Source organism: Affinirhizobium lemnae (genome assembly GCF_022968395.1).
GTDB lineage: Bacteria > Pseudomonadota > Alphaproteobacteria > Rhizobiales > Rhizobiaceae > Neorhizobium > Neorhizobium lemnae.
Genome location: NZ_JALJQZ010000056.1, coordinates 1 through 20,412, shown reverse-complemented (window position 1 = coordinate 20,412; position 20,412 = coordinate 1). Strand labels below are relative to the sequence as shown.

General features: G+C 57.3%; 24 protein-coding genes. 7 read left to right on the top strand and 17 right to left on the bottom strand.

Annotation, left to right across the window (positions count from 1 at the left end):
* Nucleotides 1-36: 36 nt before the first annotated feature.
* The gene (locus tag MUU53_RS20705; RefSeq protein WP_247262571.1) at nucleotides 37-507 is read right to left on the bottom strand and encodes a hypothetical protein; all 471 of its coding nucleotides are present in this window, start codon (nucleotides 505-507) and stop codon (nucleotides 37-39) included.
* A gap of 232 nt (nucleotides 508-739) precedes the next feature.
* Between MUU53_RS20705 and MUU53_RS20700 the strand changes: the two genes are divergently transcribed.
* Genes MUU53_RS20700 through MUU53_RS20685 form a run of 4 tightly spaced genes read left to right on the top strand, consistent with a single transcriptional unit; the run spans nucleotide 740 to nucleotide 5,356 of the window.
* A complete protein-coding gene (locus tag MUU53_RS20700; protein ID WP_247262570.1) occupies nucleotides 740-3,052 on the top strand; it encodes a DotA/TraY family protein in 2,313 nt (770 codons plus the stop codon).
* A complete protein-coding gene (locus MUU53_RS20695; RefSeq protein ID WP_247262569.1) occupies nucleotides 3,049-3,486 on the top strand; it encodes a hypothetical protein in 438 nt (145 codons plus the stop codon). Before MUU53_RS20700 ends, MUU53_RS20695 begins: the two co-directional genes overlap by 4 nt.
* Nucleotides 3,483-4,931 carry a M23 family metallopeptidase gene (locus MUU53_RS20690; RefSeq protein WP_247262568.1) on the top strand — a complete coding sequence of 483 codons (1,449 nt, stop codon included), beginning with the start codon at nucleotides 3,483-3,485 and terminating at the stop codon, nucleotides 4,929-4,931. The genes MUU53_RS20695 and MUU53_RS20690 overlap by 4 nt, the downstream gene beginning before the upstream one ends.
* Complete coding sequence (locus MUU53_RS20685; protein ID WP_247262567.1) at nucleotides 4,928-5,356, top strand: hypothetical protein; 429 nt, start codon at nucleotides 4,928-4,930, stop codon at nucleotides 5,354-5,356. Before MUU53_RS20690 ends, MUU53_RS20685 begins: the two co-directional genes overlap by 4 nt.
* 292 nt (nucleotides 5,357-5,648) lie before the next feature.
* On the opposite strand, the gene MUU53_RS20680 is transcribed toward MUU53_RS20685, so the two are convergent.
* On the bottom strand, nucleotides 5,649-5,900 hold the full coding sequence (locus tag MUU53_RS20680; RefSeq protein ID WP_247262566.1) for a hypothetical protein: 252 nt from the start codon (nucleotides 5,898-5,900) through the stop codon (nucleotides 5,649-5,651).
* Nucleotides 5,863-6,186, bottom strand: coding sequence for a hypothetical protein (locus MUU53_RS20675; protein ID WP_247262565.1), 324 nt, complete (start codon nucleotides 6,184-6,186; stop codon nucleotides 5,863-5,865). Before MUU53_RS20675 ends, MUU53_RS20680 begins: the two co-directional genes overlap by 38 nt.
* Before the next feature lie 131 nt (nucleotides 6,187-6,317).
* On the opposite strand from MUU53_RS20675, the gene MUU53_RS20670 reads away from it, so the two are divergent.
* On the top strand, nucleotides 6,318-6,884 hold the full coding sequence (locus tag MUU53_RS20670) for a recombinase family protein (RefSeq protein WP_247262564.1): 567 nt from the start codon (nucleotides 6,318-6,320) through the stop codon (nucleotides 6,882-6,884).
* 298 nt (nucleotides 6,885-7,182) lie between these two features.
* Complete coding sequence (locus tag MUU53_RS20665; protein ID WP_247262563.1) at nucleotides 7,183-8,595, top strand: hypothetical protein; 1,413 nt, start codon at nucleotides 7,183-7,185, stop codon at nucleotides 8,593-8,595.
* A gap of 23 nt (nucleotides 8,596-8,618) precedes the next feature.
* Here MUU53_RS20665 and MUU53_RS20660 read toward each other — a convergent pair whose 3' ends face one another.
* The 5 genes from MUU53_RS20660 to MUU53_RS20640 form a co-directional block, all read right to left on the bottom strand.
* A complete protein-coding gene (locus MUU53_RS20660; RefSeq protein ID WP_247262562.1) occupies nucleotides 8,619-8,924 on the bottom strand; it encodes a hypothetical protein in 306 nt (101 codons plus the stop codon).
* A gap of 92 nt (nucleotides 8,925-9,016) precedes the next feature.
* Nucleotides 9,017-10,027 (bottom strand): HAD domain-containing protein, encoded by a 1,011-nt coding sequence (locus MUU53_RS20655; protein WP_247262561.1) that lies wholly within the window; start codon nucleotides 10,025-10,027, stop codon nucleotides 9,017-9,019.
* 24 nt (nucleotides 10,028-10,051) lie between these two features.
* Nucleotides 10,052-10,507 carry a hypothetical protein gene (locus tag MUU53_RS20650; protein WP_247262560.1) on the bottom strand — a complete coding sequence of 152 codons (456 nt, stop codon included), beginning with the start codon at nucleotides 10,505-10,507 and terminating at the stop codon, nucleotides 10,052-10,054.
* A gap of 20 nt (nucleotides 10,508-10,527) precedes the next feature.
* On the bottom strand, nucleotides 10,528-12,342 hold the full coding sequence (locus MUU53_RS20645) for a relaxase/mobilization nuclease domain-containing protein (protein WP_247262559.1): 1,815 nt from the start codon (nucleotides 12,340-12,342) through the stop codon (nucleotides 10,528-10,530).
* Nucleotides 12,332-12,697 carry a plasmid mobilization protein gene (locus MUU53_RS20640; protein ID WP_247262558.1) on the bottom strand — a complete coding sequence of 122 codons (366 nt, stop codon included), beginning with the start codon at nucleotides 12,695-12,697 and terminating at the stop codon, nucleotides 12,332-12,334. Before MUU53_RS20640 ends, MUU53_RS20645 begins: the two co-directional genes overlap by 11 nt.
* 170 nt (nucleotides 12,698-12,867) lie before the next feature.
* On the opposite strand from MUU53_RS20640, the gene MUU53_RS20635 reads away from it, so the two are divergent.
* A complete protein-coding gene (locus MUU53_RS20635) occupies nucleotides 12,868-14,604 on the top strand; it encodes a type IV secretion system DNA-binding domain-containing protein (RefSeq protein ID WP_247262557.1) in 1,737 nt (578 codons plus the stop codon).
* A gap of 33 nt (nucleotides 14,605-14,637) precedes the next feature.
* On the opposite strand, the gene MUU53_RS20630 is transcribed toward MUU53_RS20635, so the two are convergent.
* The 9 genes from MUU53_RS20630 to MUU53_RS20590 all read right to left on the bottom strand — a co-directional run bounded on the left by MUU53_RS20630 (nucleotide 14,638) and on the right by MUU53_RS20590 (nucleotide 20,254).
* Complete coding sequence (locus MUU53_RS20630) at nucleotides 14,638-15,696, bottom strand: ParA family protein (protein ID WP_247262556.1); 1,059 nt, start codon at nucleotides 15,694-15,696, stop codon at nucleotides 14,638-14,640.
* 225 nt (nucleotides 15,697-15,921) lie between these two features.
* Nucleotides 15,922-16,269: a hypothetical protein gene (locus MUU53_RS20625; RefSeq protein WP_247262555.1), complete on the bottom strand. Its 348-nt coding sequence runs from the start codon at nucleotides 16,267-16,269 to the stop codon at nucleotides 15,922-15,924.
* 16 nt (nucleotides 16,270-16,285) lie between these two features.
* On the bottom strand, nucleotides 16,286-16,621 hold the full coding sequence (locus MUU53_RS20620; RefSeq protein WP_247262554.1) for a helix-turn-helix domain-containing protein: 336 nt from the start codon (nucleotides 16,619-16,621) through the stop codon (nucleotides 16,286-16,288).
* Nucleotides 16,602-16,979: a type II toxin-antitoxin system RelE/ParE family toxin gene (locus tag MUU53_RS20615; protein ID WP_247262553.1), complete on the bottom strand. Its 378-nt coding sequence runs from the start codon at nucleotides 16,977-16,979 to the stop codon at nucleotides 16,602-16,604. The genes MUU53_RS20620 and MUU53_RS20615 overlap by 20 nt, the downstream gene beginning before the upstream one ends.
* A 103-nt stretch (nucleotides 16,980-17,082) precedes the next feature.
* A complete protein-coding gene (locus tag MUU53_RS20610) occupies nucleotides 17,083-17,424 on the bottom strand; it encodes a chromosome partitioning protein ParB (protein ID WP_247262552.1) in 342 nt (113 codons plus the stop codon).
* Nucleotides 17,421-18,080 (bottom strand): AAA family ATPase, encoded by a 660-nt coding sequence (locus MUU53_RS20605; protein WP_247262551.1) that lies wholly within the window; start codon nucleotides 18,078-18,080, stop codon nucleotides 17,421-17,423. The genes MUU53_RS20610 and MUU53_RS20605 overlap by 4 nt, the downstream gene beginning before the upstream one ends.
* A 78-nt stretch (nucleotides 18,081-18,158) precedes the next feature.
* Entirely contained in the window at nucleotides 18,159-18,812 is a 654-nt protein-coding gene (locus MUU53_RS20600; protein ID WP_247262550.1) for a SprT-like domain-containing protein, read from the bottom strand.
* Between the two features lie 246 nt (nucleotides 18,813-19,058).
* A complete protein-coding gene (locus MUU53_RS20595) occupies nucleotides 19,059-19,769 on the bottom strand; it encodes a helix-turn-helix domain-containing protein (RefSeq protein ID WP_247262549.1) in 711 nt (236 codons plus the stop codon).
* 185 nt (nucleotides 19,770-19,954) lie between these two features.
* Entirely contained in the window at nucleotides 19,955-20,254 is a 300-nt protein-coding gene (locus MUU53_RS20590) for a ribbon-helix-helix domain-containing protein (RefSeq protein ID WP_247262548.1), read from the bottom strand.
* Nucleotides 20,255-20,412 lie beyond the last annotated feature (158 nt).

Genomic DNA, 20,412 nt, shown 5'->3' with positions numbered 1-20,412 from the left:
TCTGCGGTTAAACCAACTTGAGTTCTGGATACGTTCTCAAAAGTCGGACAGATTCACCACTTTCGTGTCGTGACGCCCTGTAGCGGCTTGCCACGCGCGGTACCGCATGGCGACAAAGCCCACAAATGCTAAAAAGGTGATGATACCGGCAACGATCAGCATGTCGCCCGATCTGGCATACGCGCTCCAAGGGATCGTTACGAGCAACCATACGAGAGCGAACTGAACGAAGATGCGGGCACTACGCCTGAAATGGTCCTGCCGTTGGCGCGCCGTGGCGCTTAACCACGCCCCGTGGTGCCTTGCCAGCTCGTCGAGGCTTACGCTCGATCCGCAACCGTCGCAGCGTCGTACCTCTTTATCGGCTGTGAGCATGAGCGAGCCGGAGCCACAACGGGGGCAGGCCGCACGATCATGGGCGAGTGCGCCTCGTAATGCCTCTGCTGCGTAGCGGTGCTCCCGCTTGATGATTTCCGGTTTCATGCGAACTGGCGATTTTAATGCCATGGCCTGCCTCCGTGAATAAACAAATCAGAGAGCAAGTTACGCCACATATTCTCTAAGAAATAAAGTTCAATTGGAAATTGATCTCCATTCCGAATGTTTCACATTGTTTTTTAATTTCAAAACGTTGTGAAACTATTCTGGCCGCTGATTCACCAATCCGCTAAAATAACTCATTACTGTTACAAATACATTGTTGCGAGATTTCGGAACGATGTGAAAGCGGGGTATTACTGTGGTTGATCGACCAGATATCACTGAGCTTTTCACGCCTGTTGATCAGAGCGCGTCACTTATTTTCCTGCGCCGCATTCTCGGCTGCACTTTTGATTATCTCTGGGTGCCAGGTGGCGGTTCGGCTCCGTCCGGGGGAACTTGTGACAACACCAACGATATTCTCGCGCAGCTTGTAACTACGTTGAACTGGGCGATGCTGGCGGTGATCGCGGTAGTCGCGACATACCTCATATTCGCGTCACTCAAAGACACGGCCAACGATGGCGAAGCGGGCGGACGGTCTACGAACCCGAGTTGGACACTGGTCTTAGCGGGCGTAGGTGCGATTGCATGCTTTCCTGCGTTCAACGGCTTCAACGCTCTCCAGATTGGAGCGATGCAGGTTGCGGTGTGGTCGTCTGGTCTTGGCGACCAGCTATGGAAAACGGCCGGGGCGCACATGGCGAACGCCAACACAGTCAATGCGGCTTTTGTCAGCAAAGGCAGTGATGGCTGGTTCTTTAACGATCCAGCAACCGAGAAATCTCTTCGGGAGCAGATCGCGGCAGGCTTGGCAGCTCGTGTCGCTGGTGAGATTTGCCGAACCACAGTGACCAAAAGCACGGCCTCTATGGCGACACCTGAAGGTGAGGTCACGACAATCACGCCCCTACCAACAACGACATCTGACAGCGATGGCTATGTCCAGACCGTGTTGACCTACAGAGCCGGTAAGGGGTTGGGCAACAGCGTAGGCCTGTGTGGGGGCGTCAGCGTGTCCTACGCCACGGAAAAAGCTCAGCTACCTGCACAGTCGAGTGGGACGCTCACCCCTGACAACCTCGGCTCTCAGGCCGAACTCAGCCGCTCGTTGGCCCGCTTCCAAGCCAGAGCTGCCAAAGAGGGTGCAGATGCCCTTATCTCGGCCATCCAAAGCGAAGGCGACAGCCTGCACAAAACACTGTTTCCTGAAAACGGGGTGCGTTTGAGCGGTCCTGAACAGATGGCGGCAATTGAACGGGCAGTGAAAAATACCATCGATACCGCCAAGAAGGCGATGAAAGATGCCGTCGCCCAAGCTCCCGCTGAGTTCAAACAACACACCAGCGCAGCCATGGCTGGAAATCAGAACAATGGTTGGTTCTACGCCGTCCTCTACCAGCGTGTTTTGGTCAACGCGACATCCACGCTCAGCCAGCTTGGCTTAGGTGGAACAGAAGTTAGGAGCAACAAGCCTGTCGAGAACCTTGGCCGTGCCATCGGCTGCGAGGGCTTCCTACTTAATCAGTGCTCCAACGAACTGAATGTGTTTTTCCGGCAATACAAAAGCGATCTTGATGCTTTGGCACAAATGGAAGGCACGTTTCAAAATGCCTCCGCCAACTCAAGCACATACGGGGTTAATGCCGAGTCGATCGGAAACGCAAACTCTGGTGGCGGTCTCGTTTCGCAGTCTCTAAACAAAGCAATGCTGAGCTTGGCAGGTGTAAAGGCTTCCGAGGGAGAGGGCTGGACTGATCCAATCCCACAAATTCAAGACACAGGCTCCAACATCATTGCCCTCGGATCGAGCATTAGCGCGGTAGCGGCAGGCGGCTCGGTTGTTTCCTCTGTAGCAAAAGGAACGGGTATCGGAATTGTAGGAGAGCTGGTGTCATCAGCAGGTATCGTTGGCTATACGCTCCTTGGCATTGGCTTCATCTTGGCGGTTATCGTCCCCTATATGCCGATAATCTACTTCTTCCTTGCCGCTCTCTCATGGCTGATTATGGCCGTCCAGATGATAATCTTTGCGCCCTTCTGGATCATGCAGATGTTCTATCCCAATCGGGGCGGGGGGCTTCAAGGGACCAGCATCGCCCGCGCTCTCTCATTGCTTCTGGCGTTGCTGATGCGCCCCGCGCTGATAATAATCGGCCTTATTTTTTGTATGCAGCTGATGCGGGTAGGGGCCGATTTTCTAACCTCAATATTCCTGCAATCGTTCAACGTACTCGCCTATTCAGGACCAAACTTAATTTCCAGCTTCGCCAACATGGCTTTGGCCGTGGGAAGCTTCCTTCTCTACATGTCAGCCATTGTAGCTCTCGTGGCCATATGCTGCGGCCTCATAGACGGTCTTGGCGATGCAGTTATGGAGGCTATCGAGTCGGGACTTAGCAGATTCCAAGGATCGCTCGGGCAACGTGGCGAAGGAATGCTTGGCAGTCCGACAGCCGCCGCAGCGGCGATTGGGGCGAGTGTCGGCGCACGCGGGCGGGGCGCACTTGCTGGCACAACGAAACAAATCGCTGATCGCTATCAAAGCCGACTTGGAGGGAGCAGGAAATGATTATCATGTCGCGTCAATTGTTGTGTTCAATCTTATGCATCAGCTCTATCTCAATGGCGGCTCTAGCGCTTCCTGCGCACGCCGATCAGCTCACGCTCACGAAGCTTCGCGCACCGGAAAGCCAAGACCCGAAAAACGGGATTGGCCGGATCATGCGCGACGTGTGGGCCGACGCGATAGAAGCAACGGGCGGGCGGGCCTATAGCTTCTCCTACGGCCTGTTTAAGGTCGGGCAGGCGCAATATCTCGTCTCATCCTTCCGCTCGGCCGAGTCCTGCCGGGTGGATGAATGCACATGGAGCGTGCAGCGCCTCACTCCCTCCTACGAGGTCGCCACCTCGGGCAAGCCCTTCACCGCCTGCGGGGCGCTGAACCAGCTCGACGTGATCAATGGCAAACTGTCCATCTGTGAAACGGAGGTCGATCTGCCATGATCCTCCGTCGCTCCACCTTCGCGGCCAGCCTCTTGCTGGCGACAACCGCCCTCACAGAGGCCCGCAACGCTCAGCCAACCGCGACAGATTGCGGGGGCTTCATGCGCAACATCCGGCAGTCGGAAGGCTCCGGCGACTACTCCACCAACACAGGCAACGGCTTCTATGGCGCGTATCAGATGGGCGACGAGGCCCTGCAGGACGCCGGTTACATGGATGCCAACGGCAAATGGACCGGCAAAGACGGGGTAAACTCCCTGCAGGACTATCTGTCGAACTCAACCGCTCAGGACAACGCATTCCTTGCCTATGGGGAGAAGAACCTTGGCTACCTGGGCAACTGGCAGCAGTATATCGGCCAGACCATCAACGGCGTTCCTGTGACGCGCGCCGGTCTGATTGCCGGAAGCCATCTTGTCGGGGCCGGGGGGCTAAAATACTGGCTAACGAGCGGCGGCGATTGCACCAACAAGGGCACCGGCTCCGACGCGGTAGACGGAAATGGAACCTGCGCCGGGACATATGTCGGGGAAAATCAGGTGAACGAGCAATGCACGGGCGGGGAGGGTGGCGGAGCCGGTTCCTGCTTGGCGGCTCACCCGGTCACAAGCCCGGTAATCTTTTCGGAATATGGGGCGTGGGACCGTCCCGGCGCTGGCGCTGGCAATGGCTGGCATCGTGGATCGGATATCTATCCGAAGGATGCTGTAGGTCAAGCATCGAGCGGCAAGCAGCTCTTTGCCGCCCATGACGGCAAGCTCACTTTAGGGGGCATGGGTGTGATGGTGACGGGCGATCAGTTCCGCACGCTTTATCTGCACTCTTATTCCCGGCCCGATCCTCGGGACGTGAAGGCAGGAGAGGAAATCGCCAAGATCGGGGACAACAAGTCGGCCGGAAAGCCGCACTTGCATTTTGAGGTTCAGGTGCCCGCAAGCGCGGTTTCAGCAACGAAGTGCGTGCCGGGGTCCAGCACCGACGATTGCGCCTTTCCAGAGGGTGGAGGAAAGCGCGATCCGAACGGATACGCCACGGCGGACTCTCTGAAGGCCGCATCACCTAAGACGTGGTTTTATGTAAACCCGGAACGCTACCTGAAGGAGCGTATACCGGTTATCGGCATGGCGGCGGTGCGTGCCGGTCGCAGCCAATCCCTACAGAACACATGCACGCCCGGCCAGACCGTCGCAGAGACACCGACCAGCTCCGGCGAAAGCGTGAACACGAACACGATGGCATCAGGCGACGGCACATACATGACCAGCTCGGGCAGCGCTGTGGCGAATGCCGACGCCGATCTGCGCTCACTCGCCATCAACATGACGCGGCAAAGCGCGCTTGAGCTGCGCGCAGCGTCCTCGATGGCGCAGAACCTCCAAGGCCGCACCGACAGTTCTATCGCGCATATGCTGATGCTGATGACGCGAAACGGGGACGGCCTATGAGGATCTACGCGGCGATTGCCGCCACTACTCTCTTTTCGTCCGCGTCGGTGGCCGGTGCGAATGAACATGCGCTTGATGGACGATATGCCTTCTATCAGGCCGCGACAGCCGCCGAGATGGACAGGGGGCCGCGCAACGACGCGGATTGCCGGAAGTTCATCGCCTCGGCGCTATTCGAGAGCCGGAACCGAAGCGAAGATTTGCAGATTTCCGGCAACCGTTGGCAGGACAATCAAGACGTTACCTTGGTGACCGGAAACGTCATCCTGAAAACGAGTAAAGGCGGCGTGATCCCTTTTACGATTGATATCGAAAGTGAAGGGGACAGCGGACCTGCAAAAGGCACGGTGAAGCGAGTAGGCCAATTGGGCTTATCGGTCGCGATCTCCGGGCAGGTCTTGCACTACTGCAAGATGGGTGACTGATCGGGGAGGGGTGCCGATGCTGATACTCGGCTTTAGCACCTGCTGTAACCATGGCATGCGATACCGCGAGTTTTGGGCCGAAGATGGAAGCAAGGGTCGATATGAGATCGGCCCTTGCAGCGAGTGCGGCGGCAGGGGCGTCAACTGCTTGGACTGTGGCGATGCGCACGCGATCCCGCGAACCCTGCACCACGGCGCGCCATGGCTGTGTGACGAATGCGACTATCAAAGGGTACTGCGGCAGGTGCTAGCGACCAAGGCAGAGATAATTAGAGAGCGGAACGCCTGAGCATTACCGTTTGCGCAACTCGTCTAAAATGGCCGTCTGCGTTTCGAGGGTTTTGCGCTGTAGCTCGATGAGCTGGTCTAGGCGGTCGTTGGTGTCGAGCCGTCGAATTTCAGAATGCACCAACAGGTTGGCAAGGTGGCTAAGCGGATGGTCAACGACCTCTTTCAAGCCAGCGCCATTGAAAAACCCCGGATCGAAGTTCTCCCTGACTTCCTTTTCAGGATTTCCCGATTTTTTCCGACTGAAAAAGCTCATTGAAATAATCTCCTTCTGGCAACCCGATCTCCGCGCCCTCGATCTCTGAGTATATGGCTAACATGATTTCATAGAAGCCGCGCCTATTCAGCCAAGAAAAAGCCGCTTGCTGCGAGAGAGCGAAAAGGTTGCTCTCAATCACGAGGAAATATCCGCCCTCACCATGATACAGCGCTTCCGTATAGCAGCGCGCCGCCCTGATCCGCTTGCGATCCTCGTAGAGAGCAAGCCTTTCATAGGCTGTCACCTCGGCCGACCCTACAATTTCTCGCACTCTATCAAGCATGGAACCCGATCCTCGTTTACAAGTCGGATTCTGTCCCTAACTGTTCCGAAAATCAAGACTTTCGGAACAGTTTTGAAACCCATTAAAATCAAGGGGTTGCGCGCTCCGAAAATCTGTTCCGAAATAGGGGCATGTTTTATGGGTATGCACGAGTCTCGACGGCAGGGCAGGACCTCGGCGGACAAGTCGAAAGGCTCAAGGCTGCGGGGTGCGATCCTATCTTTCTGGAAAAGGTGAGCGGGGCGAAATCTGATCGCCCCGAGCTGCGCCGCGCGCTGAAGGCGCTCACACCAGGTGACGCCTTAGTGGTGGTCGCCGTGGATCGACTTGCCCGCGACACCCGCGACCTGCTCAACATCCTGCACGAGGTGAAGGAAGCCAAGGCAGGATTCCGGTCGCTGAACGAGCCTATCGTAGATACGACCTCGGAACTGGCTGATGTGGTGCTGGCCGTGCTCGGGATAGCGGCGAAGTGGGAACGTGCGCGGATGATCGAGCGCACGGCAGCAGGGCGCGCGCAGGCGGTAGCGCGAGGGGTTAAGCTTGGCCGCAAGCCGAAGTTGACCCCATTGCAGCAGCGGGAAATCAAAGCTCGGCTCGCTCAGGGTGAGGGGCAACGCGAACTGGCGCGGTCCTACAATGTAGGTGTAGCAACAATTGCGAGACTGATCACCTCAGAGAAATCTGAAGAAGAATAACAACCGCCGTTCAACAGAGTGATGCTCGGCGACTGTGACACAGGTGGAAATTTCGACAAAAATAGCAGTATTTTATTCAACGAAATCAATGCCATTTCGACACATGCGAAAAACACCTGACGACACATGTATACATGTTATTAATAGCGCAGTGTGACATCAGGACATTCGCGTGTTGAAAAGTGAGATTGAAATTTTCTTAGAACGGCATGGACCGTGCCTCACAACCGAGCTTACGGCGCATCTTACGCGAAATGGAAATGTGTCACCCAGCGCAGCCAGGCAGCGCGTTAAGCGAATGCCGGAGAGTATCAAAAGGCTGGCATTTCTACCGTTTCCTCGCAACGCTCGGTTCGTTTATCTAAAGAAGGACTACGGCTCGCCACTCTTCTGGCACAACCTGATTGCCGCCTTCAATAACACTAACTCGATCTATGGCGCAGCCTTGGGCGCAATTTCTGCAAGGAATGGTATAGTTCCTGAGCCACATTTCGCGATTGTCTGCGGGGCACCTACACGGCAGAAAAAGCACGTTTCGGCTGACGTAGTTCTAGAGCGCCTTCTGCAAGCGAGCTTGTTAGAACGTAGACATGTCGAAGGCTTAGGCCCCTGCATCATCTTGCCCCAGAATGGCGAAATCACTGACATATCCGCGCTTGATGTCCGCTCACGATTGTTAGGCGAGGATTTGATACTCAGTGCTGTAGCGGCGTGGGCACGAAACAACGGTTTTGTCAGCTATGGTCGGGTGCAAGCTCGTTCGTTCGATAAAGCTCCTGATGTTGGAACAACCGTCTGGGATCTCGTCGGCCCTTGTTACCTCCATGCAGTCCAGCCAAAGGTTCTGAAAGAGGGCAAGAAACGCCCTGCATTCTTAGCCGTAGATGTTCTCAATAAGAGGGTTGGCGTCCACGACGTTACAGCATTCGTCAGGAAGTGTGAGACAGTACGGCAACTTTCACGCGTCACATGCATACAGATGTTCGTCAGCGCTGGTTACACCAAAGATGCTCGCGAACTGCTCAAAAGTAAGGGCATAATAGCAGCGACGACCAAATCTCTTTTTGGCCGTGATTTTCAAACTGCGCTAACCGAGCTCCAGACATTTTTCCGGCAGATAATCGTTTCCTCGTCAATCGATATCGAGAAGCTGGACCACCTCTTATCCCGATTCCGGGATATTGAAGGTGCAAGCCAGCAAATTCGCGGCACGCTCTTCGAATTCATTGCTGAGAAGATTGCCGCTTATGAATTCAGGTCGAGCACTATTCACCTCAACAGGGTCTTCTCCGATCCCGACAGCGTGAAAAAACGAGCTGAAGCCGATCTAACCATTGAGGGAGGCCGAACTCTTTTCTTCATTGAATGCAAAGGCACTGCCCCCTACGGCCTTGTTCCGCACGAGCAGTTTCGAAAGTGGATTCAAGAGCAGGTCGCAACGATCTACGCGGCTACCCGCAAAAGGCCAGAATGGGCCAATCGGGAAATTACCTTCGAGTTTTGGGCAACCGCTCCATTGGGTGCGGAATCACAAGCGCTTTATGATCAAATGCTGGAAGAGTTGAATACCAATCGGTATAAATTGCGTGTTCGGTTGGGAGCAGAATTGGCCCAGATTTGCGAGGATATGGGCGACGAAAGTGTGATAACCGCGTTCAATAAGCACTTTGTTGACAGAGGGCGAAGCGTAGAAGGTCCATTCTCAGGCTGATAGCTCTCGCTCTCTGTTACGTTCTATCCGTGAATGGTGTCACCGATTTTGGAAACATCAACCAAAACTGCTTGGCCAGTTTCAGCCCAGATTTTCATTCCATCTTCTGGCTCGCCTTCGTAGATTTTGGCCGGTTCTTTGCCCGGAAATCTCACATACCCGAGTTCGGGTGAGCCAGTGGTTTTTCGCCCGATCTCCTTGGCATTCTTGTCTAAGAACACCTCATGCACGGCCACCACGTCACCCTGCTGATCTGTTACTGCGAATACCGTTGAGTTGTTTTTCTCATGATATCTCACGCAGTCAGGATACGATTTTCCTTTGTTCATTTTCGACGGTCTCCGGTTACTGATGCGGCTAGCCCCCGTAGGCCCGCTCTCTCACATAGGGCTGTAGGGCCGTAGGGGGCGGGTTATGGGGCTCAAGGCCGGATGCTCGTAGCAGATCGCCGGGACGGCTTGCCCTGTCCTGTATTGGCAAACGGCTGCATTCCACGTTGAGGCGGCAATGATGGTGGAGGCTTCACTGATTTGTCTTCTACCCCAAAGTAGTCCAGAGCATCGAAATAGTTGCGACTTCCAAAGCCCTCGTACTTATCGACTTCGAGAATTACGGCATCCTTCACGTCCAGTGGCGGCGGATCGGCGGGCACTTCATCGTCAATTATGAGCGCAGTTATATCGGTGGCCCCGCGCGTCCATTGCGCCATTTCCTGCCATTTAGTGGAGTTTTGAAGAACAGGCAGCATCCAATCAGGATGCCAGATATCACGTCGCAAGCCTTGATCTATCAACCTCTCAATCAACTCTTTCCGACCATGGGGCCACACTTTGCGCCACGTCGAGGAAAGAACCAATCTTGCGTCAGCCAGGTCGCACAAATCTACGATCAAGCCTATGCTACCGGGGTCTAGCTGAAGGTCTTTTATCCGGTCCTCGACGCGCTGCGGGTACAGCGCCTTATTGTGACGTGATTTCCAATACCGGACGGAAAGGAGCACTCCGTCTATATCAAGGAAAATGACCCTTTCGAAAGCAAATTTGCGCCGGAATAATTTGAATTCCTTATCGAAGTCTTTGACTGACTGAGGTGTGATTTTCAGCTTTTTCTCGAAGTCTGAATACACATCTCTCGCATAATCCTCGTACCCGCGCAGGGCGTTCGCAAGTTGCTCTAAACGCTCGGGACCGTCAATTTTCTGATGGCACTGCCACGCGCGCCACAGCTCTGTAGCGCCCTTTTGAGTCTCGTCGTAGCCTTCACGCCATATCGCGGGATCGAACTGATCTTTATCCGAAAGCGTCACGATCAATCGGCGGAGGTCTTCGGCATTCTCCTCGAACATCCGTGTTTGCCGATCCAGCCAGTCATTCGCTTTGCTTTTGGCGTGACCCACGAGCATAAGAATTTCGCCGGGTAGATACTCTCGCATTCATATGCCCTCCTAACATTTGGCCTAGCGGTCCCATTGGTCGCTACGGTGTTCGCGAAGCTCGTTTGTTGCTTCCTTCGTACCGTCACCCGCCCGTTGCTTGGACGCTTCGTAAGCAGCCTTACGATCAAAGGGCTTGTCCTGCGTGGTCCGGGCTTCCCGCTGCGCCAGCTCGGCCTGATACGCCGCTTTGCGGTCATTCGGTTGCGGCGTCTTCGCGGCGGCGCTGGCCTCTCGTCCATGCTGCGCATCGACAGCGGCAATCTTAGCCTGCCACTGGCTTTGAGCCTCACTAGATGCGGTCGAGGCCGCGCTTTCGCTGTTCCCGATCCCCTCGTCCATCGCTGAACGATGCTCGCCGGTCAGCTTCTCTTGGTTGGCCTTTTCTGTTTCCCTGTGATGGTCGTTCTTGGCCCTGACGATGTTTTCGCCTTCGCGCTTTGCGTCCTCGAATGTGGGAAATGCCTTTCCTTCCGTCATTTTTATGGGGTTCCTTTCTGTTAGCTCCGATCAAACCTCTCGCTGAGATCTGGCTTTTGCTGATTTGCTGCTTTCTCGGCGTCCGCTCTCTTTTGCGCCTCGTCCTCGGCGGCATACCTGCTGCCAATGACGCGCGGCACCTTCGGCGTGACATGTCCAGCGGGACGATTGTCGGGCACAGCTTGCGGCTCTGGCTGCTTCTCGGCGGGAGGCGCTGCTTTCGCCTTTTTCATGGCTTCGTATGCTGCGGCGCGATCAAACGGCCTGCTCTGTGTGTCTGATCGATTGTCTGCGGTAGGCGAAGCTTTGGCCATCTTCATCGCCTCGTAATCTGAGGCACGATTAAACGGCCTGCTCTGTGGTTCCAGACGGCGCGCGTCCGGAACATGGGTTCGCGCGTCGTGACTACGTGCGGCCCGATCTGCTTCGGCCTTATCACGGGCAGCGAAATAGTCTGCCTTCCGGTCGAACTCACGGGTTTGCTGCGCTTGGGTGGCAGACGATGCCCGTTCTAACGCTTCCTGCGCTACTGGCTTGGCACGGCCATCTTCGTTGCGCCTTGCATCCGCGCGATAGGGCTTCGTTCCTTGTGCCTTTTCAGATCGCGTCCACTCTGAGCGATCCCCGTATAGCTGCTTCCATGCTTCGCGAAGTTTCGCCCGCTCACCGTCCTGCCGCTCGACCAGAGCGCCGCGTTCCGTCTGAAACACATTGCGGTGCTTTGCCAGTTCCTGCGAGCGCTCGCCTTTAAGATCGGACACCTCTTTATCGACAATGGATTTCAGGCGGGAGGCCAGTTGCTGCCGGGTCAGCTCCTGCGCCTGCAAAAAAGCCTGCTCTCGCGCACGTGAAGAAAACACGTTGGCGAGGGTGGCGGTCAAAAGCCCCCGGTCATCAAGCTGGCCGGTGCTCTGCTGGTGCCGCGCTGCGCTCCATGCGTTCAACACGACGCCGCCTAGCGACTTTTCGCGCTGACTGAACTTCCGTTCGGCCGCACGCTTCCCACGATAATGCTCGGCCCAGATCGGTTTGCACTCGGCCTTGTGCCGCTCGATCGTCTCTGCGATCGCGGCGGCGCTCGATCGGTAAATATGATCTCGACCGGCCTTCTCACGCGCAGCCAGGTCGCGCCACTGGTCGCTGTGCTGGACCTTCTGACTAGCGCCAAGCTCCCGGAGCATTACAGCACGGGTCTTCGGGTCGTGCGCCTGCTCCTTCGCCGCGGCGCGCTTCTGTTCGGTGTATCTGCGGCGCTCGGCCTTGTCCGCGTTCTGCTCGCGCTGTTCCCGCTTCTCCTCGCGCCGGGGCGTCAGAATCCGCCCACGCTCGCGCTCGTACTGGTTCGCCCAATCCGACAGCTTGTAGAAATTATTGTCGGTCTTCAGCATGCTCCCATTTTCCGGGTCCACCCGGTTCAGCGTCACATGCACATGCGGGTGATCCTGATCCGTATGGCAGACGATTACCGCTTGCCGGTTTTCCGCTCCGAGCACCTTCAGGCTGGCATCGACCGCCCGCACCATCTCGTCACGGGTGAGGGTCGCAGCTTCGTCTGGATGCCATGAGAGCGAATAGGTCTGAACGACCTTCGTGGATTTCCTGCCGGTGTTGGGAAGCCCGGCGCGAGCCTTCAGCTCGTAGGCCTGCTTGGCCGTCGCGACCATGACACGCAGCGCCGTGTGCATGTCGTCGGTCGCCATATTGCGCGTCTCCGTCCACGCCACACGTTGGCTCGTGGTCGGGTGCGGAGAGGCGGCATCCTCCCGCTTGTCGTGCAAGTAATAGTTGAGCGCGCCTTTGAAGTTGCCGCCCGGTTTGCTGACGTTAGGCACCATCGTGCGCCAGCCTTTCCAGCGCGGCCCGGACTTCGGCCATGGTGTCCGCGATGTCGTTCGGGATGCCTTGGCCGAAATGCAGGGCCTTGAGGATCTGAGCGAGGTTCACACCGACACGATTGACCTCGGCAATCGCTCGGTCGTCGGTCGCGGCACGCGCCGGCGTGATCGCGATCCCAAGGACGGCCCGACGCGCGAACTCCGCAACGGACAACCCGGCGCGCGCGGCTTGGGCCTCGACGTGAACGCGTTCAGCCGCTGTCAGCCGCACGCCTGACAGTCGCTCGGTGCGCTTCTCGTCAGGCGCTTTGCGGGGTCGCCCGCCTGCGCCTCGGGCCGGTGGCCGCTTGGTCAATCGCCGCTCCTTTCGGGCGTCCTCTGGGGGTTCGGGGCTGCGCCCCGACAAGCGTTTTTGGGTACCAAAAACATAGCTTGTTACCCTCGTATATTGCCGCGTATTGTGTCATACAAGAGGAAGTTTGCAAGTCTCAGATTTGACCCTCTTTTTATGGTGCGAGGTGGAAGGTGATCACAAAGACGGAGCTAAAGGCATGGTTGGGCGGCGAGCAGGACCAAAGCCTGTCACGCATGAAATGGGCCTTCCTGCTGATGGTCGGCCTGTCGGTTTACTCCTTCATCGGAACGAGCGCCGACACCGCGACGGCCCCGCTTGCCAGCCTTCTATGGATGGTCGGAATGGCCCTCTTCCTTGTCGCGACCATCACGGCTTTTCGGCACATGGGCGCGCGCGTCGTAGGCCAGTATGTTTCAGGGACGCACGGGGTTCGCCGGGTCCTGCTGTTCGCGGTCCTGCTGTGGGCGGTCGCGATTGCCTCCGCGACCCTCGCCCGGTTTTTCGTCGGCACGATGCGTGACAATACCGTTCTCGATTCCGGCTATAACAGCTATGTGCACGGCGCACCCACGGTTGTGTTCCTGCTGGCGTCGGCGGTCCTTTTCTTCATGTTCGTGATGCTCGGCCGTTCGGCCTTGAGCACCCCTGAAGGGGTCACCCGTCACCATATGCGGGGTGCTGATTTCGCCACCAAGGACCGGTATCTTACGGAGCTGGAAAAGCGCTATCCAGAGCGTCCACGTGCGGCGGAAATTGCGGGCGTCCCCTTCCCTCCCGGCCATGAGCGTATGCACACCGCAATCGCCGCCTCGACCGGCGCGGGCAAGACCACTGCCCTGCGCGGGCTGCTCGACACGATCCGGGCGCGCGGGGACCGGGCTATCGTTCTCGACAACAACAGCGAGTTCATGCGCGCCTTCCGTCAGGAGGGCGATTTCATCCTGTCGCCCTTCCACGAGGAAACGGTGGGCTGGCGGTTATCGAACGAGGCGCGCGATCTGCATGATTGGGACCGCCTCGCCTCCGGGTTCGTGCCGGAAGGAAACGGCAATTCCGCCGAATGGCACGACATGGCGAAGTCGCTCTTTGGAGCGGTCGGCGCTGGCCTGTTTGAGGTCTATGACGGCACCTTCACCAATGCCGAGCTACAGCGCGTCCTGATCGCGGCCGAGGCCGACGAGCTGGCCCCGCTGGTTGCCGGAACCACGGCCGAGGTTCTGGCTGCGTCCGACGACTACAACGCGCGACGCCTCCAATCCGTCCGTATGAGCTTTATCGCCAACCTGAAGGCATGGCGCTATGTGAAGGACGGCGATTTCTCCCTGCGGGACTGGATCGCCTCGGACACATCCGAATGGATGTTCCTGCCCTACTCCGACTATGAAATGACACTCGCCCGCGACCTGCTGGCCGCATGGGTCGATATCATGGTGACGTCAGCGCTGAACCGGCGTGAAGGCCCCGCCCCTACCCGTACCACGTGGATTATCGTGGACGAGCTGAACTCCCTCGGTGAAATCCCGGCGCTGCTCGTCGGTGCGACCCGGCTTCGCAAGGCGGGCGTCGCTATCGTCGTCGCAGTGCAGGACTTCGCCCAGCTCCGCGAGACCTACAGCGACAACCGGGCCGAAACGCTGATGAACAATTTCAGCAATAAGCTGGTGTTGCGCACCACGGAAGGCAACGCAGCCGAATACCTGTCAAAGCAACTCGGCGACCGGGAGATGCGGGAGGATCATACTAGCTTTGGTACGAGCGGGGGCGGGTCGCTCACCTACTCGACCAACATCGTGATGGAGCGGCTTGTGTTACCCTCCGAAATCCAGAAGCTTCCCGATCTCGAAGGCTATCTGAATTTTGCGGGTGACTGGCCGGTGATCAGGGTGAAAGTCCCCTTGCCAGAGTAAGCGGTCCCGGCGCTGCGCGCCGGGCCATTGCCCCTATTCGATGGCGCTTACAACGTCCCTGATATTCGGAGCCTGCTTATCTAGCTGCGACTGATTCACGACGACACCTTTTCCCAGAACCATCTTTGTGCCGGAAGTCATCCGGCAAATCGGCGTTCCTAAGGTGCTCGAGACCACAGAAGCGGTATTGGCGTCACCAACTTCTTTCTGGAACATCGCTTTGAATGTCTTCTTGTTCGTGGGCAGAGGCGAACCGGCAGGGTGAATGCTAAATTCATTCGGATTGGCACGCCAGACATCGTAAATCTCGTCGCCAATTTCACCAACAACAGTTTTGAATGCGGCGGCAGAGGAGTAGTAGCTCTGCGTCAGCCTATTGCCCACATACATGTAAATTTTCGGGCGGTTCATCTGATGCCGCAAGGTTCCCAAGAAGAACTCTGACTGCGCCTGTCCAGGTTGACGGCTAACACCATAAGCCAAAGCGAGAACGGAACGAACAGCGCGCTTAGATGATCCATCTGCCGAAAACGGTATAATCAGCCTATCTGAAGCCGAAAGTGCCAGTTCTGTGTAGATTGAGAAGCTGGGATTGCAGTCAATGAATACTGTGTATTCAGTGCCTGCCCACGCATCGGCAACGTCTGCGATCAAGTCGCGTATCCACATATGGACAAGACGCCAAGCCTCATCTGGTCCGCGCTCGGTTGCTGCTCGAACTCGTGAGGATTGCAGTTCAAGTTGCTCGTCCCCGGCAATCAAATAAAGATTGGCTGGTAACGCGTTATTGGTCCCAGAAAGGCGAGTCAGATATCTCGCACCCGTCCTCGGATTTTGGTACGGGCTTACGATACGGTCATCAATATATCCAGCGATTGATGTCCTCGGAACTGTGCCGTGCAGAGCGGTTAATGCGTTCTCGCCGTTGATCATTCCGCCGAGAAGCATTGAAGACGAATTTGCCTGTGGGCAAAGGTCAATAACCAAAACTCTTTTGTCGGGATTTTGCTGAGCATATTCCGAAGCGACTTGGAAAGTTAAATAGCTTTTTCCAACGCCACCTTTGTTATTCCATATTGCATATATTGCCATTTGGTCCACCTTTGATGATCTGTGTCTAGACCGTAGAACGATCCAAACTTTTAGTGTTAAGGTATTTTGCGCTAACGCTTTTTTTCTCTTGCTTCAGCCCGAACGAATTGCGTTTCCGCACCCTAAGCGGTCCCAGCGCTATGCGCCGGGGCTTTGTCAGTGAAGGCCCTCCGGCTCTCTTCGGCGCAATGGGGAAGCGCGTTCGCCTCCGGGCCTGAGCGCGGCCTAGCCGCGCTGCTGGTAGGTCAGAGCATCGCGGGAAAACGGCGTGGTACGGCGAAGGGCGCGGGCCTCGTCACTGTCGGCTAGGATCGCCACTGCGGCGTCCTCGTCCTCCATGGCGAGAATGATTTTCCAAGCCCGTATGTGGTCCTCATCTATCATGCCACGATCCTCCCAATCCCGAGTGGTCAGAAGGGCATCAACCCGCATGTCCTCGGACATGGCAGGGTCACGCAACGCCGCGAGCGCGTTTTCGTGCTGGCGGAGCAGTTCGGCGTCGGAGTACGCTCGATCTGCCGCTAGGGCAGCGCGGGCCTCAGATTGAAGCTCGGAAGTTTTTTCGTCGGTCATTGGCTATTCCGGTGATCTAGGCGACGGCGAGCGTCAGGTGCCCGACTGGATCGGCCGTAGGCCGTACCGTGATCTCGATATCGTATCCAAGGCGGTTTAGGGCATCCATCAGCTTGCGCTCTGACAGGTTGGCGAGGTCGCCGCGCAACAGCGCCGAGACCTTCGGCTGTGGCAGGCCCATGCGCCGCCCTGCTTCCTCCTGCGTCAGTCCAAGCCGTCGCACGGCCTTAGTGATTTCGATCATCAGGCCGGATTTCACCTTGAGCTTATCGGCGTCAGGTAGACCGAGATCGGCAAAGACATTGCCAGAACTGCTCGTCACCTCGATCCCATTAACGACGCGCGTTTTCATCTCTCATCTCCTTGGCTATAGCCTCGGCTACCTTGAGCCGCGCCTTGATAAGGTCCATGTCTTCTTTCGGCGTGGCGATACCGCTTTTGCTCTTCTTCTGGAAACAATGCAGGACGAACACCGCTTCCTCGTACCGGACCGTGTAGACGGCCCTATATGTGCCGCCCACATCGTTCTCGACCACCTCCAGGACGCCAGCGCCGCCAAAGCCCTTGAGCACTTTTGACGCCGGATGCTGTTCGCCATGCTGCGCGAAGTGCAGCGCGAACCCGACCGACTTCCGCACATCGGCCGGGAGCTGCATTAGGTCTTTGTAGCTGCTACCGATCCACTCAAGCGGACGCTCTTCCTGTTTCATACAAACCCTATACCTGTTCTGGTATATTTTTCAACCACGATCGTTCGGGCAATCGATAAACATGAAATCATGCAAGCATGAAAACATGAAAACATGATTTCTGCTATTCCTCGGCCTCGCGAACCACGGGGAAATTGTATTTCACGAAAAGCAGGTTCAGCGCCTCCGCAACAAGCCGCTCCTGTGGAATCCGCTTGCCCTGCGGATCGCGGGTCCGGAAACTGAGTTCTTCCAGCGTTTCCCAATAGGCAGGCGGGAGATAATGCGTCTTGGCCGTCTTGTTCGCCCGCGACGGCGCAACATAGCTCCCTGCGGGCTGGACGCTGCGAGCACGACGCTTCGGCTCGGTCGGTGTGTCGGAAGCAACCTCGATAGTCGGCGCGTCGGCCGCTGGCTGTTCGGCGGTTTTAATGGCACTTGCCAAGAGGGACGGCTTGCGGCTCATGCTTTCACCCTTTCATGCTTGCCTGCAATCATGCTTGCCTGTTCAGTGAGGAATGAGAAAAGACCGGCGATCTCCTGTGCTGCTCGCCCATTCGGCTCAAGCTCCTGAGCCGTCTGGCCCAAGGCCGGGGCATCTTCCTGGGCTTTCAGCCGGGACATGTGGACCGGCGCAACACTCATGTTGAACCGCTCCGCAATGGCCAGCGCGTCGTCAGCCGCCCGGCCCCCGGCGTTCGGGTGCACCAGATTCAGCACCACGAACGCAGGCGGACTGCCTGCCATGTCCAGCAGCCGCTTTAGCGGCTCCAAGGTGTCGATTGCGAAAATCTGCGCCTGCGTGGGGATGATGACCATATCGGCATGCTTGGCCGCTTCGGTCGATGCGCTGTCCATCTTGCCGGGCGTGTCGATGAACACCCAATCCATGCCAAGGCCGCGATAGGCGTCCAGCGAACGCCGGATAGCCCCCGGCTGGATCGAGGCCACATCGGGGCCGTCCCCTTCTCGGCGGTCGAACCAGTTGACGGCGTTTGTCTGCGGATCAAGGTCGAGCAGGGCCGATTTCTTACCGGCCCGATGGGCGGCGACCGCAAGCGCCGTCGCTATTGTGGTCTTGCCGGTCCCACCTTTTTGAGTGCAGAACGCTACTGTAATCATGTTTGCATCCTTTCATGCAAGTTAGATTGCATGCTTTCTGCCAAGCATGAAAGCATGTTTGCATTGCAAAACCGTTAATCAGTCCTCCGTTTCCTCCGCTGCCATCGGTTCATCGCATTCGCCGCACACCAAGCGGACGCCGGGTTTCGCCCAAGCGTTCATGTCACATGACGGGCAGGTGTAGCGGGTCTTGCTGGCGGACTTCGCCTTGCGTTTTTTGCGGGCCTCGGCGTCGTCCCATAGCTCGACATAGAGGGCGGAAAAGTCGGGTTGAGCCGCCAGATCGGCATATGCGCGGGCGTAGGAGCCGCCCTCGATGATGTAGTGGCTGCACGATTGCCCGGTCTCCTTGCCGCCCGGTCGGCCGGTGTCTGACGGGTGCAGGCCAATTGTGTGCATTTTCGCCGCCCATTCCTTGTTGTGGTAGCCGGAACGCGACGGCTTGCCGAAATGGTGTTGCCAGAGATGGGCCATTTCGTGTGCGAGCGTCGAAAGGCTCTGCTCATCAGTGCGGCTTTTAAAGTGCGACGGGTTCAGCGCGATCTCGTCGGTGATCTCCGCGCCGTCCTTCGATCCGAACCGCCCGCCAGCGAAATAGCCATAAGCCTTGTTCTTGCGCTGCAAGGTCACGAGGCACGGCGGCAACTCGCCCCCGAAAAGGCGTTCGTTGAAAAAGTCGAACGCCTGATTCAGTGCGGCGTAGGTTTTCGCTGTCGGATTGGCGGGGGACATGAAAGCCTCTTTTGTTTCGTACGATACAATAAAAATCGCATATTTTATGCTTACATGCAAGCATGTTTTCATGCTTTCGCGATTGAGCACTGCCGTATCCGCCCGCGCCCTCTCGAAAGCCCATGCGTCGACAGCCGCAAACGCAAAGGTTTCGATTTTTGGCGATGAGGTTGCCGTCCCGGCCCGCACTTGCGCGGGACGGAACCGCCGCAGGGCCTCGAAAGAGGCCCGAACAGCGGCGACCGCTTATTTTCCCCTATCTATAAGAGAACCAGATTGGGATTCAGTCTGTCTGGCGGACTCACGTTGTTTGATCGATCTGCCAAGCTTGGCGAGCGCCTGCCCCAAGGCGTTGTCGCCCACGTCGAACAGGGTGCGTTCCTCGATGTCGAGCGAAGCGCGGTGCGCCTCTATGGCGGCTATGCGCTCGGCCTCGGCGTGAACGTGATCGTCGGGCAGGGGAGGGGTGATGCCGAACCGGCCAAGGAACTGACGAGCACGGGCCGGGAGTGACAGCCGGTAAGCGTTGCTGGTCTGCTGCACCTGTGGGCCACGTCCCTCGTTGCCGGTCGGCACATAGCGCCTAAGCCAGTCAAGGAAGCCATGCGAGCGCAGCGCCTTAAGCGCCCGCACGATGGCGTCACGGGAACGCCGTAGCTTACTCATAAGAAAATCAATCGACGGATCGAGCCGCCCGGATCGGAAGTCCACCAGATTGGCGAACAGCTCCAACACTTCGATAGCTACCCCGCCAAGGGGGCCGTTGCGTGTACCTGGCTCTCGGCAAGCGATCTCATAGCGCCGCGCCGCCAGCACGATCTGGCGGACCTCCTGCCGGTTAGTGCGCTTCCAGAATACGCCCTCGCATTTCCCGGCCGCGCGGGATTGCCGTCGAACGGGTGTGCGTTCCCGTTCGGTCGGTGCCCCTGAGAGCACCGCCCCTATCTGTGCAAACATTGTCCTTCGTCCTCCATCAGGAGGGCATGGACAGCGGACAAAGATTCAGCGTTCCCGCAAGAGAGACCTCTTGCAGGTTGGCGGTCTTCCGACTATGTTGGAAAGCAGTCTTACGGGCTTCCCAACACGGTCGTTCCGACAATCCAAAAACCCCCTACCGCGCCAACGGTGAGGGGTTTTTCGTTTTATGCCCTCGTTTCTCTCTCGATCAACAACCTCAAAGCTTCTTCGATCAGCGGCATGCGCGACTGCGCACCCCGTTTCTCTTTGATCCGGTCGAGGGCTTCGAGAAGGTCTCCCGGAACATACGTGTTGAGCACAACGCGGCCAGCCGCGAGCTGTCGGGCACGGTGGCCGACGACTCTCTCTTTGACTGGTTTAGCGGCGTGACTCATAATGTTAGTTGTAACGCCCATTCGGCCTGAGTCGCAACCCCGCATTTTTGATCGGGTGATTTTCGCGTCAAAGGAGCCGTAGAACGTCATCAGCGCGCGCCTGTAAGGCCGCGCAGCTCGTCGCGCATGAAGTCGCCGAAAGGGGCCTTAGCCTCGAAGACCCGGCCTGTAGGCGTCACGACACGAAAGTGGTGAATCTGTCCGACATTTGAGAACATATGGTGATCACGCAGCGAGGATGGAGGTTT

Coding starts and splice junctions, on each gene's coding strand:
- MUU53_RS20655 (WP_247262561.1), bottom strand. CDS start 10,027: ATGCGAGAGTATCTACCCGGCGAAATTCTTATGCTCGTGGGTCACGCC.
- MUU53_RS20600 (WP_247262550.1), bottom strand. CDS start 18,812: ATGTCCCCCGCCAATCCGACAGCGAAAACCTACGCCGCACTGAATCAG.
- MUU53_RS20685 (WP_247262567.1), top strand. CDS start 4,928: ATGAGGATCTACGCGGCGATTGCCGCCACTACTCTCTTTTCGTCCGCG.
- MUU53_RS20630 (WP_247262556.1), bottom strand. CDS start 15,696: ATGGCAATATATGCAATATGGAATAACAAAGGTGGCGTTGGAAAAAGC.
- MUU53_RS20595 (WP_247262549.1), bottom strand. CDS start 19,769: ATGTTTGCACAGATAGGGGCGGTGCTCTCAGGGGCACCGACCGAACGG.
- MUU53_RS20675 (WP_247262565.1), bottom strand. CDS start 6,186: ATGCTTGATAGAGTGCGAGAAATTGTAGGGTCGGCCGAGGTGACAGCC.
- MUU53_RS20680 (WP_247262566.1), bottom strand. CDS start 5,900: ATGAGCTTTTTCAGTCGGAAAAAATCGGGAAATCCTGAAAAGGAAGTC.
- MUU53_RS20615 (WP_247262553.1), bottom strand. CDS start 16,979: ATGAAACAGGAAGAGCGTCCGCTTGAGTGGATCGGTAGCAGCTACAAA.
- MUU53_RS20665 (WP_247262563.1), top strand. CDS start 7,183: ATGCCGGAGAGTATCAAAAGGCTGGCATTTCTACCGTTTCCTCGCAAC.
- MUU53_RS20645 (WP_247262559.1), bottom strand. CDS start 12,342: ATGGTGCCTAACGTCAGCAAACCGGGCGGCAACTTCAAAGGCGCGCTC.
- MUU53_RS20625 (WP_247262555.1), bottom strand. CDS start 16,269: ATGACCGACGAAAAAACTTCCGAGCTTCAATCTGAGGCCCGCGCTGCC.
- MUU53_RS20690 (WP_247262568.1), top strand. CDS start 3,483: ATGATCCTCCGTCGCTCCACCTTCGCGGCCAGCCTCTTGCTGGCGACA.
- MUU53_RS20670 (WP_247262564.1), top strand. CDS start 6,318: ATGTTTTATGGGTATGCACGAGTCTCGACGGCAGGGCAGGACCTCGGC.
- MUU53_RS20705 (WP_247262571.1), bottom strand. CDS start 507: ATGGCATTAAAATCGCCAGTTCGCATGAAACCGGAAATCATCAAGCGG.
- MUU53_RS20650 (WP_247262560.1), bottom strand. CDS start 10,507: ATGACGGAAGGAAAGGCATTTCCCACATTCGAGGACGCAAAGCGCGAA.
- MUU53_RS20660 (WP_247262562.1), bottom strand. CDS start 8,924: ATGAACAAAGGAAAATCGTATCCTGACTGCGTGAGATATCATGAGAAA.
- MUU53_RS20605 (WP_247262551.1), bottom strand. CDS start 18,080: ATGATTACAGTAGCGTTCTGCACTCAAAAAGGTGGGACCGGCAAGACC.
- MUU53_RS20590 (WP_247262548.1), bottom strand. CDS start 20,254: ATGACGTTCTACGGCTCCTTTGACGCGAAAATCACCCGATCAAAAATG.
- MUU53_RS20610 (WP_247262552.1), bottom strand. CDS start 17,424: ATGAGCCGCAAGCCGTCCCTCTTGGCAAGTGCCATTAAAACCGCCGAA.
- MUU53_RS20620 (WP_247262554.1), bottom strand. CDS start 16,621: ATGAAAACGCGCGTCGTTAATGGGATCGAGGTGACGAGCAGTTCTGGC.
- MUU53_RS20695 (WP_247262569.1), top strand. CDS start 3,049: ATGATTATCATGTCGCGTCAATTGTTGTGTTCAATCTTATGCATCAGC.